11 protein-coding genes are annotated in these 16,350 nt (G+C 65.9%); 6 read left to right on the top strand and 5 right to left on the bottom strand.

The features are described from left to right. Positions 1-310: 310 nt before the first annotated feature. The gene (locus tag LU699_RS13475) at positions 311-3,163 is read left to right on the top strand and encodes a TonB-dependent receptor (protein WP_232137116.1); all 2,853 of its coding nucleotides are present in this window, start codon (positions 311-313) and stop codon (positions 3,161-3,163) included. 336 nt (positions 3,164-3,499) lie between these two features. Here the strand turns inward: LU699_RS13475 and LU699_RS13470 are convergent, their stop codons facing one another. Beyond that, entirely contained in the window at positions 3,500-4,120 is a 621-nt protein-coding gene (locus LU699_RS13470; RefSeq protein WP_232137117.1) for a TetR/AcrR family transcriptional regulator, read from the bottom strand. 186 nt (positions 4,121-4,306) lie between these two features. Between LU699_RS13470 and LU699_RS13465 the strand changes: the two genes are divergently transcribed. From LU699_RS13465 to LU699_RS13455, 3 genes are all read left to right on the top strand, one after another. Beyond that, positions 4,307-6,784 (top strand): acyl-CoA dehydrogenase, encoded by a 2,478-nt coding sequence (locus tag LU699_RS13465; protein ID WP_232137118.1) that lies wholly within the window; start codon positions 4,307-4,309, stop codon positions 6,782-6,784. 93 nt (positions 6,785-6,877) lie between these two features. Beyond that, positions 6,878-7,357 carry a hotdog fold domain-containing protein gene (locus LU699_RS13460; RefSeq protein WP_232137119.1) on the top strand — a complete coding sequence of 160 codons (480 nt, stop codon included), beginning with the start codon at positions 6,878-6,880 and terminating at the stop codon, positions 7,355-7,357. A gap of 10 nt (positions 7,358-7,367) precedes the next feature. Further along, positions 7,368-7,751 (top strand): hypothetical protein, encoded by a 384-nt coding sequence (locus LU699_RS13455; protein WP_232137121.1) that lies wholly within the window; start codon positions 7,368-7,370, stop codon positions 7,749-7,751. A 56-nt stretch (positions 7,752-7,807) separates the two neighbouring features. Here LU699_RS13455 and LU699_RS13450 read toward each other — a convergent pair whose 3' ends face one another. Then, complete coding sequence (locus LU699_RS13450; protein ID WP_232137123.1) at positions 7,808-8,944, bottom strand: NAD-dependent epimerase/dehydratase family protein; 1,137 nt, start codon at positions 8,942-8,944, stop codon at positions 7,808-7,810. Next, on the bottom strand, positions 8,928-10,295 hold the full coding sequence (locus tag LU699_RS13445; protein ID WP_232137124.1) for an NTP/NDP exchange transporter: 1,368 nt from the start codon (positions 10,293-10,295) through the stop codon (positions 8,928-8,930). The genes LU699_RS13450 and LU699_RS13445 overlap by 17 nt, the downstream gene beginning before the upstream one ends. A 117-nt stretch (positions 10,296-10,412) precedes the next feature. On the opposite strand from LU699_RS13445, the gene LU699_RS13440 reads away from it, so the two are divergent. Continuing rightward, positions 10,413-12,017, top strand: a complete 1,605-nt coding sequence (locus LU699_RS13440) for a GMC family oxidoreductase (protein ID WP_232137125.1) — start codon at positions 10,413-10,415, stop codon at positions 12,015-12,017. A 7-nt stretch (positions 12,018-12,024) separates the two neighbouring features. Here the strand turns inward: LU699_RS13440 and LU699_RS13435 are convergent, their stop codons facing one another. Both LU699_RS13435 and LU699_RS13430 read right to left on the bottom strand, forming a co-directional pair. Continuing rightward, positions 12,025-13,917 carry a M48 family metallopeptidase gene (locus LU699_RS13435; protein WP_232580206.1) on the bottom strand — a complete coding sequence of 631 codons (1,893 nt, stop codon included), beginning with the start codon at positions 13,915-13,917 and terminating at the stop codon, positions 12,025-12,027. Between the two features lie 34 nt (positions 13,918-13,951). Next, on the bottom strand, positions 13,952-14,557 hold the full coding sequence (locus LU699_RS13430) for a LemA family protein (protein ID WP_232137127.1): 606 nt from the start codon (positions 14,555-14,557) through the stop codon (positions 13,952-13,954). 82 nt (positions 14,558-14,639) lie between these two features. Between LU699_RS13430 and LU699_RS13425 the strand changes: the two genes are divergently transcribed. Next, entirely contained in the window at positions 14,640-16,064 is a 1,425-nt protein-coding gene (locus LU699_RS13425) for a serine hydrolase domain-containing protein (RefSeq protein WP_232137128.1), read from the top strand. Positions 16,065-16,350 lie beyond the last annotated feature (286 nt).

Below are 16,350 nucleotides of genomic sequence, written 5' to 3'. Positions count from 1 at the left end.
ACTCTTGTCCGACGCGCGCGCGTCCGAGATCTCGACTCTTCAAATGACGAACGCGAAGAGGTTTAGGCGTGTAGCGCAGCCTACTCGCCTCCTCTTAGTCGCGTCCATTGATTGTGTTCCATCCAGATGGACACTTCGGTCCGTAACCGCTCACTGAATGCGGGTTCGGAAATTCATAACTTAACGACACTTTAATTTATTCCAAGACCGGTCTAGTATCGGGCCGACCTTGCCGAGTTTGGCGATCAATTTGATCCACTCGGTCGGTTACTTTGGGGAAATCCCGAGACTCACTTGGAGAGAGAGACAGATGAAGTTCAAGACCACCCAACTGCGCGATGCGATTACGTTCGCGCTCGTCGCAGGCGCCACCAGTGCGGCGGGCACCGGTATCGCACTTGCGCAGAGTGAGCAGGAAGCCACCACTCTCGACCGCATCGAAGTGACCGGTTCGCGCATTCGTTCGGTCGATGCCGAATCCTCACAGCCGGTGCTGGTTCTGGACCGCGCGGCGATCGAAAAGCAGGGCCTGACCTCCGTTGCCGAGGTCCTGCAGCGCATTTCGGCCAACGGCTCCAATATCAACCGCACCTTCAACAACGGCGGTGACGGTTCGGCCACCGTGTCGCTGCGCAACCTCGGCGCATCGCGCACGCTGGTGCTCGTTGATGGCCGCCGCTGGGTTCAGGGGCTGGGCGGCTCGGTCGACCTCAACACCATTCCTTCCGCCATGATTGAGCGCATCGAAGTCCTGAAGGATGGTGCGTCTTCGATCTATGGTTCTGACGCGATTGCCGGTGTCGTAAACATCATCACGCGTCGTGATTACGAGGGCGCTGAAGCCCGCGTCTATTACGGCCAGTTCAGCCAGGGTGACGGTGAGCGCGCTGCGGTCGAAGCGACGCTCGGTGCAGGCAACGATCGCAGCAATGTCGTGATCAGCCTGTCGCGCGTCGATGAAAAGGAAGTGAGCGCCGGTGACCGTGCGATTTCGCGCGTCCCGTCGTTCAGGCGCGACCCGGCCGGCTTCAGCGGTTTCAGCAGCAACGGCCGCATCTGGAACAACGGCGTCGATCCGGACAACGTCGGAGGCCCGGGCAGCAATTCGATCGTCGTTCGCCCCGGCGCGACCGGCACCGGCCCGAGCGACGATCCGCGTTACGCGATCGGTCAGTTCCAGCCTTTTGCTGCAGGCCAGGATGCCTACAATTTCGCTGCCGACAACTATTTGCTGACCCCGCAGACCCGTACCTCTCTGTACATGAAAGGCCGGCACGAGGTCACTGACAACCTGACTTTTGTCGCGGATGCTCTGTACAACGAACGTCGTTCGGAGCAGCAGCTGGCGGGCTTCCCTCTCAATGGCGGCGTGAGCAACAACGACTTCATGAGTGGCGACAGCTACTACAATCCGTACAACACCCTGTACGGTGGCGACGGTCGTGATGTGGCGTGGAGCCACCGCCTGACCGAGCAGGACCGCGTCTATCAGCAGAACGTCAAGACCTTCCACGTCTACGCGGGTATCGAAGGAAACTTCGAGTTCGCTGACCGGCTGTTCAACTGGGATGTGGGCTACAACTTCAACCGGTCGGACCAGGAAGATGCGCAGATCGGTGACGTGAACGTGCTGAACGTGCGCGCTGGTGTGGGTCCGTCCGAACTCCGTGACGGCCGTGTGGTCTGCGTCGACGCGCCCGGCGGCAACATCATCGACGGTTGCGTACCCTTCAATCCGCTTTCCCCGGCCGGCGGCGTGACTCAGGAGATGCTCGACTACCTCCTGTTCACTGCGCAGGACGCGTTCCAGGGCCGCAGCGAATCCTTCACCGCCAACATCAGCGGCGAGATCGTTGAATTGCCGGGCGGCATGATGGGCTTCGCGGCAGGCGTGGAATCCCGCAAGGAAAGTGGCTTCGATCGTCCGGACGCATTTGTCGCTGCCGGCTTTACCTCGGGCAACTCCCGTCAGCCGACCTCGGGCGCTTACGATCTCGACGAAATCTACGCCGAGCTGCTGATCCCGGTGCTCGCGGATGTGCCGCTCGCAGACCTTCTCGAGTTCAGCGTGGCCTCGCGTTACTCGGATTACAGCAACTTCGGCGATACCACCAACAGCAAGGCCGGCTTCAAGTGGAAGCCGGTGGAATCGCTGCTGGTACGTGGCAACTGGGCGCAGGGATTCCGGGCCCCGCCGATCTCGACCCTCTTCGGCGGCCAGAGTGATTCGTTCATCAGCTTTGGTGACATCTGTTCGGAAGACTTCTCGGGCCGTAACGCAGCCATCGCTGCCAATTGCGCGGCAGCCGGTGCACCTGCCGGCTTCATCCAGCAGACCAACGCCGGTCCGGGCTTCAACGGGCAGACGCTGTATCCGTTCCAGGTCGGCGGCAACCCGGACGTGGGTCCCGAAGAATCGGTCAGCAAGACGCTGGGGCTGGTCTTCAGCCCCTCGTTCGTCGACGGCCTGAATCTGTCGCTGGACTGGTGGAGCATCAAGATCGACAACGCGATCACTACGCTCTCGACCGCATTCATCGTGGAGCAGTGCTACAGCGCAGGTGACCAGGCGCTCTGCGGTCTGATCACACGTCGCCCGGAAGACTTCCAGATCGGCAACATCAGCCTGACCCCGCAGAATCTCAGCGTCGTCGACGTCGAAGGCTACGACTTCAATGTCAGCTACCGCATGCCTGAAACGCAGTACGGCAGCTTCGGCTTCACCTTGGATACGTCCTACGTGTCCAAGTACGACCAGCAGATCACTGCGGCGTCGGAAGCTGAGAAGTTCAGCGGCCGCTACCTCGATCGCGATCCGTACTGGCGCCTGCGTGGCAATGTGTCGCTCGATTGGCAGCTCGGTGACTTCGGCGCAACCTTCAGCAGCCGATACTTCTCCGGCCTTTACGAAGACTGCGCGTTCGTCGCATTCTGCACAGCGCCAGATCGCGGCGATTTCGGACGCAATAAGCTGGGCGCGACGACGTATCACGACGTGCAGGCCCGCTACAACCTGCCTTGGGACGCCACGATCAAGGCGGGTGTGACCAACCTCTTCGACAAGGAACCGCCGGTCAGCTACACCACGTTCGCGAACTCGTTCGATCCGCAGTACGACGTTCCGGGCCGTTTCATGTACATGGAATACATCCAGCGCTTCTGATATCGCTGAAGACGTGAGACAACACTACGGCCCCGCAAGGGGCCGTAGTTATTTGCGGCGTTGCATTTTGCGTTTCCAGCGTCCGACACGGCGCACGCCCCCTGTTCCATGTACAGCCTGCCCGAACATCCAGATCCATCGACGCTTATACGCGCCGATGCAGATCTACGCCGTGCTCCGATACGCTCCAAACAGGATTGATCGCGCCGTCCTGCCGCGCCGCCGGAGTGCGGCGTCGAGACGCAGCAAGAGAGCCCCCCCTGCTCCCGGCTTGCGTCAGCAAGTCGAATCCGGAACCTGCAAATGCGGAAGGCTGTCTGTAGCCAGTCCCTTGCGTCAGGCAGGCACCAGTGTCTGCGCCAGATGTTCGACATACGCGTCGAACTCGTCCTGCTGCATGCGCGCCTGGTGCAGTTGCAGGTTGAGCTGCAGGAAGCCGACGTAGGCGGCGTAGGTCAGACGCGAGCGGTGCTGCGCGTCTTCGCGGCCGAGGCCGGCTTGGCGGAACGAGGCGGTCAGATAGTCGAGGCGACGCTTGGAGACGCGTTCGATCACCGGGTGCACGGTGGGATGGTCCTGTGCCTTGAGCAGCGCGCTGTAGATCACGTGCGACTTGTACTCGCGCGCCACCATATGGAACAGCGCGCGCAAACGCTCGCGGGCATCCGGCACTTTTTCGAGCGCGCCGAACAGCGCTTCCTGCTCGACGTTCTCCCAGCGCTCGAGCGCGGCCTGCAGCAGCGCATCGCGCGACGGGAAATGCCAGTAGAAGCTGCCCTTGGTCACGCCGAGACGGCGCGCCAACGGCTCGACCGCGACGGCCTGCACGCCGGTTTCGGCGATCAGGTCGAGCGCGGCCTGGGCCCAGTCATCGGCGCTCAGGCGGCTTGGACGTTCGGCGGGCGAAGCGTCGCCCGACTGGGCGGTCACCGCGGATTTCGGGGCAGGTCTGCTCATCGCGACAGTCTATCCATACGCATCCATCCGCAACAGTATCGACATGCCGGACACAGGCCGACTGGCAGCATTGACACCACCGGAAACCGTCACCATACTCGACCGTACGGTCAGCATCGGGATCCGCCCGTGCAGCCGGCCCAGCGCCGGCCCCGTTCTCTGTAATGCCGTTTGCCGGAGTTGATGATGAGCGTCGCGATCCCCTTTCTCGCCTTCCTGCTGGTGGGTGCTTTCGCCGCCTACCACCGTCTTCGTCTCGTCTACTGGGCGGCGATCACGGTCACTGTGCTGCTCGCCTGTTGGCTGCTTGGCGCCAATGGCGTCGCCACGGTCATCGCCGCGCTGCTGGTGGCTGCGATCGCGGTACCGCTGCTGATCCCGTCGGTGCGCAAGTCGCTGATCACCACGCCGCTGCTGAAGTTCTTCCGCAAGGTGCTGCCGCCGCTGTCGCAGACCGAGCGCATTGCGCTGGAAACCGGCTCGGTCGGTTTCGAGGGCGAGCTGTTCACCGGCGATCCCGACTGGCAGAAACTCCTCGACTATCCCAAGCCGCAGCTCACTGCCGAAGAGCAGGCGTTCCTCGACGGGCCGGTCGAAGAACTCTGCAGCATGATCAACGACTGGGAGATCACCCACGTCCACGCCGATCTGCCGCCGGAGCTGTGGGACTACATCAAGGCCAACAAGTTCTTCGGCATGATCATTCCGAAGGAATACGGCGGCCTTGGATTCTCGGCGCTGGCGCACCACAAGGTGATCCAGAAGCTGGCGTCGATGTCGAGCGTGGTCAGCTCGACGGTCGGCGTGCCGAACTCGCTCGGCCCGGGCGAACTGCTCAACCACTACGGCACCAAGGAGCAGAAGGACCACTACCTGCCGCGTCTCGCGATCGGCCAGGAAGTCCCGTGCTTCGGTCTGACCGGTCCGTTCGCAGGTTCCGATGCGACCTCGATTCCCGACTACGGCATCGTTTGCAAGGGCGAGTGGGCCGGCGCGAACGTGCTCGGCGTGCGCCTGACGTTCGACAAGCGCTACATCACGCTGGCGCCGGTGGCGACGCTGGTCGGTCTCGCGTTCCGCATGTACGACCCGGACGGCTTGATCGGCGACACCAATGACATCGGCATTACCCTGGCGCTGCTGCCGCGCGAAACGCCGGGCGTCGAAATCGGCCGTCGTCATTTCCCGCTCAACTCGCCGTTCCAGAACGGCCCGATCCACGGCAAGGATGTCTTCATTCCGCTGAGCCAGCTGATCGGCGGCGCCGAGATGGCGGGCAAGGGCTGGAACATGCTCAACGAATGCCTCGCCGTGGGCCGTTCGATCACCCTGCCCTCCACTGCCTCGGGCGGCGCGAAGGCCGGTGCGGTCGTGACCGGTGCGTATGCGCGCATCCGCAAGCAGTTCGGCTTGTCGGTCGGTCGCTTCGAGGGCGTCGAAGAGGCGCTCGCGCGTATCGGCGGCAAGGCCTACATGATCAGTGCGCTGTCGCAGGCGACCGCGGCGGCCGTCGACCGCGGCGACGTGCCGTCGGTGCCGTCGGCGATTGCCAAGTACCACTGCACTTCGATGAGCCGCGAAGTCATCAGCGACGTCATGGACGTCGTCGGCGGCAAGGGCATCATTCTCGGCCCGAAGAACTTCGCCGGCCGCAGCTGGCAGGCGGCGCCGATCGCGATCACCGTCGAAGGCGCGAACATCATGACGCGCAGCCTGCTGATCTTCGGCCAGGGCGCGATCCTGTGCCATCCGTGGGTCATGAAGGAAATGAAGGCGGCGCAGGATCCGGACGCGCAGCGCGGGCTCGAGGAATTCGACCGCAACCTGTTCGGCCACATCGGCTTCGCGATATCCAACGCCGTACGTTCGTTCTGGTTCGGCCTGACCGGCGCGAAGATCGGCGCGGCCCCCGGCGACGATTACACGCGCCGCTACTTCCGCAAGCTGGATCGCTACTCCGCGAATCTCGCACTGATGGCTGACGTGTCGATGCTGACGCTCGGCGGCAAGCTGAAGTTCAAGGAGTCGTTGTCGGGTCGCCTCGGCGACGTGCTGAGCCATGTCTACATGACCAGCGCGATGCTCAAGCGCTATCACGACGAAGGCGCGCCGCAGGCCGACCAGCCGCTGCTGGCGTGGGCATTCCACGACAGCGTGCACAAGATCGAACTCGCACTGTCGGCTGCGCTGCGCAACTTCCCGATCCGTCCGGTCGGCTGGCTGATGTGGCTGCTGATCTTCCCGTGGGGCCGTCGTGCCGAAGCGCCGGGCGATCGTCTCTCGCGTCGCGTCGCCGCGCTGCTGATGGCGCCGAACGAAGCGCGTTCGCGTCTGGCCGAGGGTGTGTTCATGACGCCCTGCGAGAACAATCCGGGCGGCCGCATCGACAGCTATCTGGCCAAGGCGATCGCGGCCGAGCCGGTCGAGCGCAAGTTCCTCAAGGCCATGAAGAGCAAGGGCATCGAGGCGCTGGACTACGGCGCGCAGCTGGACGAAGCGGTGCGCGAAGGTCACATCACAGTCGAAGAGCGCGCGTTGCTGGTCGAGTTGCGTGAGCTCACGCTGGATGCGATCACCGTCGATGATTTCGACACCGAGGAACTGCGTTCGGCGGGCTATCGCGCGCCGACGCAGCCGTCGAGCGAGTCGCGCGAAGCGGCCTGAGCGACACGCGTGAGGTAACACCGACAACGGCGGGCCAGTCCCGCCGTTGTCGTATCCGCCATTCCGGTTTCCACCCCAGACTCGGAGCATGCGATGACCGCCCCACTGCTGACGTTGCGCAATCGCCTCATCCGCTGGCCGGGCGGTACCTGGCTGTTCGGCTTCCTCGTGTGCCGCAAGGCGCCCTACTTCGCCAGCATCGCGCCACGCATCACTGCACTACGCATCGGCCAGGGCGAGGCGACGATGCGCCACCGTCGTGCGGTCACCAACCACATCGGCACGGTGCATGCGATCGCGCTGTGCAACCTCGCCGAACTGATCGGCGGCCTGACGACCGACGTCAGCATTCCTGCGTCGATGCGCTGGATTCCCAAGGGCATGACCGTCGAATATCTGAAGAAGGCCGTCGGCACGATGCACGCTACGGCGACGCCTGCGATCCAGCCTGTCGAGTCCGACGCCGGCTATGCCTTGCCGGTCGACGTGGTGATCCGCGATCCGGCCGGTGACGCCGTGTTCCGCGCGCAGATCGCGATGTGGGTTTCACCGCGAGGCGCGCGCAGCGGTTGAGCACGCGCAGATGCGGGCCGCACCCGATTGGTTGATTCTCTTTTGCGGTCTGCACAGCGCAGCCTTCGCGTTGTTCCACCTCGGATTCTGGCGGCTGTTCGACTGGCCGCGCACGCTGCACACGACGACGCCCCCCAATCGCGCGATCGTGCAGATCGCGAACGCACAACTGGTGTGGGTGTTCGGCGCTATTGCCCTGCTCTGCTTCGTGATGCCCGGCGACCTGGACAATACCCCGCTCGGGCGGGCGGTGCTCGCCGGCATGGCCGGCTTCTGGTGGCTGCGGCTGGTGCTGCAGTTCGTCTGGCTGCGCCTGCAGCACCCGCTGGTGCATGCGTTGAGCGCGGCATTCCTGATCGGCGCGCTGCTGTTCACGGTGGCCGCGCTGCGCTGAGCGCGCAAGGAGGACTCGCTGCCGGTATCCATCACACGCAGGTGGGAGGCGCCGGGTCAGCCGCTGCGCGCGTGCCACGCCGCCAGCACCTCGGCCTCGCGTTGCGGCGTCAGTCCCGACTTGAGTACGGCGCGGCGTTCGGCCGGCTGCGCGCGCCACCAGACCAGCGTGTCGCGAACGGTGTCATCGATCGGGCGATGGGTCAGCCCGGCCGCGATCGCACGATCGACGCGTGTCCGGCCGAAGCCGGCGTACTCGCCCACCGGCGCGATCCAGACCGGCATGTCGGACCACGCCTTCACGCCCTGCGCGTCGAGAAATTCCGCGGGCAGCCATGTCAGCCGCGCATCCGGCGCACCGCCGGCCGCCTTCGCCTGCCGCAGGCAACTGTCGAGCAGACGTCTCATATCGAGTGTGCCGGGCGCCGCGTCGGCGTTGAACACGCCGGTCGTGTCCTGTTCGATCAGCTGCAGCAGAAATGCCGCGAGGTCTCGCACGTCGATGCACTGGGTCGGATTGTCGGGCCCACCGGGCGCTGCGATCTCGCCGCCGCGATCGGCGCGCGTGGGCCAGTACGTGAAACGATCGGTCGGATCGCCGGGGCCGACGATCAGCCCGGGCCGCACCACTGATGTGCGGCCGGGCAACGCGCTTTGTGCGGCACGCTCGCAGGCCGCCTTGAGCCCGCCGTAGGTCTCGCCGGTGATCGTGCGGGTGGACGGATCGTCCAGCGTCGCCAGCGCGCTGTCCTCGTCATTGGCGATGTCGTTGCGGGCGTAGACCGAGATCGACGAAATGATCTGGTAGTGATCGACGCGCCCGGCCAACAACGCCGCGCTGCGCGCGACGTCGTCGGGGAAGTACGCCGAAGTGTCGAGCACCGCGTCCCAGCGGCGGTCGCCATCGAGCGCGACGAGATCGTCCTTGCGATCGCCGCGCAGCTGTTCGATACCGGCGAGCGGCGTACCGTCGAAGCGCGTCGGATTGCTGCGGCCGCGGTTGAACAGGGTCAGCGTGTGCCCGCGTGCATGCGCGCGTTCGACGAAGTGCGGGCCGAGGAAACCGGTGCCGCCCAGGATCAGGAGTTTCAGCGGACGCGTCGCGCGCCCGGTCGATGCGAAAACGGCGGCCGGTAATGCGGCGAACGTCGCGGCGGTCAGGCTGTGGGCGAGAAACTCACGACGGCTTGCCATGGGTGTGCTCCGGAGGCCGGGCAGGTGCCGGCTGTTCGGGCAGCCTGCGCTCGGCGCGGATAACCCGCCATGCGCCGAAGGTCATGCCCAGCGCGATGCCGATGCCGGCCACGAACACCAGCTGCGACCCCAGCACCGACAGCGCCTTGTGCACCCAGACGAAGGTCACGTCGCCGCCGCGATACACGGCCGTATCGATGACCGCCTTGGCCTTGTAGCGCGATTCGCGGCTCACCCGGGTGTAGAGCGTCTCGCGCGCCGGCTTGGCCAGCGAGAACTCGCTGGCGCGGGTCATCACCTGCACCGTCGCGATCAGCAGCGGCAGCGGCGAAGCCGACAGCAGCGCGAATCCGATCAGGATCGCCACGGCCGGCAACAGCAGCAACGGTGCCACGCCGTAGCGGCGCAGCAGCCAGCGCGTCAGCAGCAGCTGCACCAGGATCGTCAGGCTGGCGACCGCCCAGTCGATGATCGAGTAGTAACGCGTCGCCGCCTCGGCAGTGGGATACAGGCGTCGCACGATCGCGGCTTGTTCGTTGTAGAGCAGCGTGCCCACGCCGACGCCGAAGAACATCAGCAAGGCGAGGCCGCGCAGCAGCGGATCGGCGGCAATGAGCTTGAGGCCAGCCCAGATCGAACCGCCGATCGCCTGCTCGCCGTGCTCGGCGCGCGTCGCCTCGTTGCGCCGCGCCCAGCTGCGCAGCTTGAGGATGCACAGCAGGCACACACACAAGAAACCGACCGACACCAGCGTCAGATTCGCCACACCGATCCGGCCGACCAGCATCGTCGTGATGAACGGACCGACGAAGGCGCCGATCGTGCCGCCCGCACCGATGTAACCGTAGTAGCGCTTGGCGTGTTCGTTGTCGAACACGTCGGCCATGAAGCTCCAGAACACGGTGACCGCGAACAGGTTGAAGACCGCGATCCAGATGAAGAACAGCGCGCCGCGACCCTGGAGATCGGTATCGAACGCCCAGCGGAAACAGAGCAGGCAGACGATGAAGATCAGGTACACCACCGGCAGGAACACCCGGCGCGGGAAGCGTGACACCAGCGCGCCGTAGAGCGGTTGCAGCAGCAGCATCACCACGAACGTGCCGCTGAAGAGCGCCTGCAACGTGAAGTCGCCCAGCGCAATGCCGCGCGCCGCGGCCCAGTCCAGCAGGAAAGACGGAAACACCGCGGAGGCATCGGACGACGCACCCATCGCGTCGCGCACCGGGCGCAGCACGTAGTAGCCGCACAGCAGGCAGAAGAAATACAGCAGCGCCCACCACAGCGGCGGCGACTCCGCCAGCGCGGCGCGCAGCCGCGGGCGTGGCGGCGTCATGACGGGGGGGCGCATGGCGGGCTCCTGGCGGACGCGGCACGTTAACGCAACACCATGACGGCGACCAGCACATCGCCGGCACGGTCCGGTGCGCGGAGCATATGCTCTAGCCCCCTTGCCTACCGTGCCGCGATGCCTCCCCGTCCCGCTCCCGTCTACGACTACATCATCGTCGGCGCCGGTTCCGCCGGCTGTGTGCTCGCCCATCGGCTCAGCGCCGATCCGCACGTGCGCGTGCTGCTGCTCGAAGCGGGCCCGAATGACACGCACCCTTTCATCCACATGCCCGCAGGCCTGGCGAAGCTGGTCAACCGCAAGGGTGTGAACTGGGACTACGACACCGCGCCCGAGCCGCAGCTCGACAACCGGGCCTTGTGGTGGCCGCGCGGCAAGGTGCTCGGCGGTTCGAGCTCGATCAATGCGATGTGCTACATCCGCGGCGTGCCGGCGGATTACGACGACTGGGCCGCGCAGGGCGCGCAGGGCTGGTCGTGGGACGACGTGCTGCCCTGGTTCCGCAGCAGCGAAGGCAACGCGCGTGGCGGCGATGCACTGCATGGCGGCGATGGGCCGCTGACGGTGTCCGATCTGCGCTACGTCAATCCGGTCTCGCGGATGTTCATCGACGCCGCGCAGCAGGCGGGGCTGCCGGCGAACGCCGATTTCAACGGGCCGCGGCAACAGGGCGTCGGCCTGTACCAGGTGACCCAGCGCGATGGTGCACGGTGTTCGGCGGCGACGGCGTACCTCGATCGCGCCACGCGCGCGCGCCCGAACCTGACGATCCAGACCGGCGCGGTCGCCAGCCGCGTGACGTTCGAGGATGGACGCGCGACCGGCGTGGTGTATTCGACCGCGCGCGGCGCGTTCCATCAGCCTGCGACGCGCGAGGTGCTGCTGTGCGGCGGCGCGATCAACACGCCGCAGCTGCTGATGCTGTCCGGTATCGGCCCGGCACACGATCTGCGCCGGCACGGCCTCAAAGTCGTGCACGACGCGCCCGGTGTCGGCGGCAATCTGCAGGACCATCTCGACATCTGCACGCTGTTCCATGCCACGCAGCGCATCACCTACGACCGCGCCAGCGACGTCGCGATCGCGTGGGACTACTTCGTGCGTGGCCGTCGCGGCCCGGGCACCAGCAACATCGCCGAAGCCGGCGGCTTCTACCGCTCGCCGCTCGCGCCTGACGACCGCGCCGACATCCAGTTCCATTTCGTGCCGGCGATGCTCGACGACCACGGCCGCAACCGTCTGGCCGGCGACGGCTACACCCTGCACGCCTGCTTCCTGCGGCCACGCAGCCGGGGCCGCGTCACGCTGGTCAGCAACCGCGTCAGCGACAAGGCACGCATCGAGGCGAACTATCTCAGCGATGCGGACGGCTTCGATCTGAAGATGATGGTCGAGTGCGCGCACATCTCGCGGACGATCCTGTCGCAGGCCGCGTTCGACGGTATCCGCGGCACGCCGATCTTTCCCGCGCGCAACGATCTGAGCGATGCCGAACTGGCGGCGTTCGTCCGCGCGAAAGCGGAATCGGTCTATCACCCGGTCGGCACCTGCCGCATGGGCATCGACGATGACGCGGTGGTCGATCCGCAGCTGCGCGTGCGCGGCGTCGACGGACTGCGTGTCGTCGATGCGTCGGTGATGCCGAGCCTGCCGGGTGGCAACACCAATGCGCCGGTAATCATGATCGCCGAGCGCGCGGCGGAGATGATCCGCGCCGAGTGAGAGCTGCCTAGTGCGGCAGCTGTTCCAGCGTCGGCGGCAACGGGCAATGCAGCACGCCGCAGATCGTGCGCAGCAGTTCGGACTCGGCCACGCTGACCTGTCCGTCGTGACTGACGGCCGCGGTGATCGCTTCGACCATCACCTGCTTGGCCAGCGGGTCGAGTGCGTCGAGCGGCTCCCACACATCGTCCAGCGCCTGCACGCCGCCCGCAGGCGGTGCGTACGGCACGTGGTCGCGTGGTAGCACGCGCTGCATGCCAGCGAGATACGCACGCTGCGCGGCGGCCTTGTCGCCGGGATTTCCGGCCTGCGCGACGACGGCGAGTAGCGTCGCGAATTCCTGCTTCACATTACCGGGCTTGCGTCGGCCGAAGCGGATATACCGTCCGGGGTCAAGCGTCTCGCGCAACTGCACTTCCAGCAACCGGCCGAGGCAATACTCGAACAGCGACACCTGCTGGTCGGCGTGCACCACCGCGTGCACGGTGTCGAGGAACGTCGCCAGTTCCGGGCGCGGGCGCCGACGCAACACCGGGAACGCCAATGCCGCCAGCGGCATGCGCAGCATGGGGTGCAGCTCCAGCAAATGCGTTTCGCGCAGATGCGCCGCTTCGGTCGCCACCGACGCCCCCATGCGCGCGACGATCTCGGTGTGCTGTCGACCGCGCACGACATCGCTGTCGTCGAACAGCAGGGCGAGCACCAGCGGCATCGCCGCCTCGCGATGCGTGGCGACATCGTGCAGCGGATCGCTGATGGCCGTGACCAGCGCATGTGCGCGGGCGTAGTCGTCGTCGTGCGGATGCGCGACCTGCGCGGCCACCATCGGCGGCGTCACCGCCAGTGCGCGGTCCTTGTGCGGCAGCGCCTCGCCCGGCGCGACCAGACCCAGCGCGACGTCTTCCTGCAGGCCATCGGGTGGATTCATCATCCACTGCTGCTGCAGACGCGACAGCTGCTCGGGACGGAAGCCGGGCTCCAGCGCCTGGATGCGCTTGATCAGTGGCGGGTGCGTGGCGAACAGACCGCTCAGGCCCACGCCGTCGCCGAACAGCATGTGGCTGACTTCCTCGGCGTCCTCGCGGTGCGCGAGGCGCGAGCCGCTGTCGAGGCCACCGATCTTCTTCAACGCACCGGCGATACCCGCCGTCTGCCGGGTGAACTGCACCGCCGATGCATCGGCCAGCACTTCGCGCGAACGGCTGACACCGGCCTTGATCATGCGGCCGAAGAACATGCCGAGGCTGCCGACCGCCATCGCCGCGAGCGCGCCGACGATCACCACGATCGTCGCGCTGTTCCGGAAGCCGCGGCCATGGATCAGGATCTTTCTACCGATGATGCCGATCATCAGGATGCCGAACAGCACACCGATCAGGCGGATGTTGAGCCGCATGTCGCCGTTGAGGATGTGGCTGTATTCGTGCGCGACCACACCCTGCAGCTCGTCGCGGTTGAGCCGGTCGAGCGCGCCGCGGGTCACTGCGACGACGGCATCTGATGTCGAATAGCCCGCCGCAAACGCATTGATCGCGGCTTCCTGCTCGAGCACGTAGATCTTCGGCACCGGCACGCCGGACGCGATTGACATTTCCTCGACCACATTGCGCAGCCGCCGCAGTTGCGGATCGCGCGTGTCCTCCGCCACCGGCACGCCGCCGAGCTGCTGGGCCACCGTCTCGCCGCCGCTGCGCAAGGACGAAATGCGGAACAGCGAACCCAGCCCGATCACCGCGAGCGTCGCCACCGCGGCCGCCAGCAACGGTCCGGGACGCGGCCCGACGACGAGCAGCACCAGCACGCCGACCATCAGCACGATGCCCAGCACCGCCAGCGAGAACAGCGCGATCAGGCGTGTGCTGTTGCGCCGCGCCTGGGCCTGGCGTTCGAAGAAATTCATCGCGATGCGACCGGTGCCGGCAGGTGCGTCGACCTCAGAACATCACCTTCGGCACTTCGCGCACTTCGGCGCGATCGGCCGGAATGTCGAGCAGCGCCGCTTCCTTGAAATTGAACATGCCGGCGAGAACACTCGAGGGGAACACTTCTCGCTTGTTGTTGTAGGCCATCACCGAGTCGTTGTAGGCCTGACGTGCGAACGCGACCTTGTTCTCGGTGCTGGTCAGCTCCTCGGTGAGCTGCATCATGTTCTGGCTGGCCTTGAGATCCGGATAGGCCTCCGACACGGCGAGCAGGCGACCGAGCGCGCCATTGAGCATGCCCTGCGATTGCGCGAGCTGCGCCATCGCTGCCGGATCGCCAGGATCGGCCTTGGCCGCCGACAGGCCGGCCTGCGCCAGATTGCGCGCCTGGGTGACCGCTTCGAGCGTCTCGCGCTCGTGGCTCATATAGCCTTTGACGGTCTCGACGAGGTTCGGGATCAGGTCGAAGCGACGCTGCAACTGCACGTCGATCTGGGCGAACGCATTCTTGTATGCGTTGCGAGCGGTGATCAGCCCGTTGTAGATACCGACGCCCCACAGCGCCAGACCCGCGGCAATCACCACGAGCAATACCAGCAGGATCAATGCGCTAGCCATCAAACTTCCCCTTGTTCATGCAATCCATTACACAGGCGCTATCATCGCCGCAGCACCAGAGCATACGCAGGGGACAGGCGCGATGAAAAGCCGACATCCATCCCACCGGCCGCTCGTCCGGCTGGGCCTCATCGGCCTGCTGCTGCCTGCCGCATTGGGCTCCGCCGCGCAGGCGCCGACATCCGCCGATGTCGTCGAGAACGAAAGCGAAGACGAGATCACCGCGATCGTGCCGCTCGACGAGCAGGCCAACCGCTCGGCCATCGTCAGTCGCGAGGACGCCGTCAAACCACAGCCGCGCGTGCCCGGCCAGGACAAGCCGCTGGCGTCGACGTTCGACGTCACTCTCCTTGAAGCGATGGCGCAGGATCTCGTCGCCAACCAGCGCGTGCCGGGCCTGGCGATGGCGATCGTGCACAAGGGCCAGATCCTCAGCGCACGCGGTTACGGCATCACCGACGTCAAGGCGGCCGAACCGGTCGATGCGCACACCGTGTTCCGGCTGGCATCGCTGTCCAAGTCGTTCGCCGGCACCGTGACCGGCATGCTCGTGTCCGAAGGCGCATTGCGCTGGGACAGCCACATCGTCGATTACCTGCCGTCGCTGCGCTTCTCCGATCCGCTGGCCGCGCAGCAGCTCACCGTCGCCGACGTGTTGAGCCATCGCGTCGGCCTGGGCCGCAACACCTACGACCGCGACATCGAACGCAACGCCGACTACCACGATCTCGTGCAGCGCCTCGCCGCCGCGCCGATGAGCTGCCAGCCGGGCAACTGCTACGCCTACCAGAACGTCGCTTTCAGCCTGGTTGGCGACGTGGTGTTCGCGACCTCCGGCCAGTTCTTCAGCGAAGCGGTGTCGCGCCGGATCTTCAAACCGCTCGGCATGAACGATGCGAGCTACGGCCTCGACGGCATCCAGGCGAGCACGCGCTGGGCCAAGCCGCACGTGCGCGCCGGTGGCGGCTGGACGTCGCTGATGCCCAAGCCGACCTACTACCGGCTCGCGCCGGCTGCCGGCGTCAACGCCAGCATCAGCGACATGGCGCAGTGGCTGGTCGCGCAGACCGGCCATCGTCCCGATGTGCTGCCTGCGCCGCTGCTGGCAACGCTGCAGGCGCCGATCGTCGGCACGCCGCCGGAGATGCGTAATTCGTCGTGGCGTCGCGATCGTCTCGACGCCGCAGGCTACGGTCTGGGCTGGCGCGTCTACGACTACGCCGGCCAGCGCGTGGTCTTCCACGGTGGTGCGGTGCAGGGCTATCGCGGTCTGATGGCGATGATTCCTGACCGAGACTTCGGCATGGTCGTGTTGTGGAACAGCGAGAGCAGTCTGCCCTCGGGCCTGCTGCCGACGATCCTCGATCGCGCGATCGGCCTGCCACCACAGCGCTGGCTGGACGTCGATCCGAACCTCGAAACGCTGCACGCCCAGCGCACGCATGCACCGGCCTCGACGCCGTCGGCCGGCAGCACGACCCATCGTGCGGCGGCGACGCCGGAGTAGATTTTTCCGGGATTCGAAAGCGAACGGGGCCGCCTTTGGGCGGCCTTGTCCATTTCTGCGTCGGCACTTTTCCGTGCCTGTGCTGCGTCTTCGACGCTGAGCGGGAGTTCTCGCCCTCGTCCTCGGGACCCGGGACTGCCTGAGGTGGGTGCGGTTCGAACGAAGACGATCGGTTTCGCTTCGCTCTACCCATCCTGCGTCGCGGCGGCGATCCGTCTGCGTGCGCGGCTGACGACGGGCAAAAAAAACGCCTCCTCCGCCTGGGCACGCGGAGGAAGCGCTTTCG

It is taken from the genome of Luteimonas fraxinea (assembly GCF_021233355.1).
Lineage (GTDB): Bacteria > Pseudomonadota > Gammaproteobacteria > Xanthomonadales > Xanthomonadaceae > Luteimonas > Luteimonas fraxinea.
This window is presented reverse-complemented; position numbering and strand designations above follow the sequence as displayed.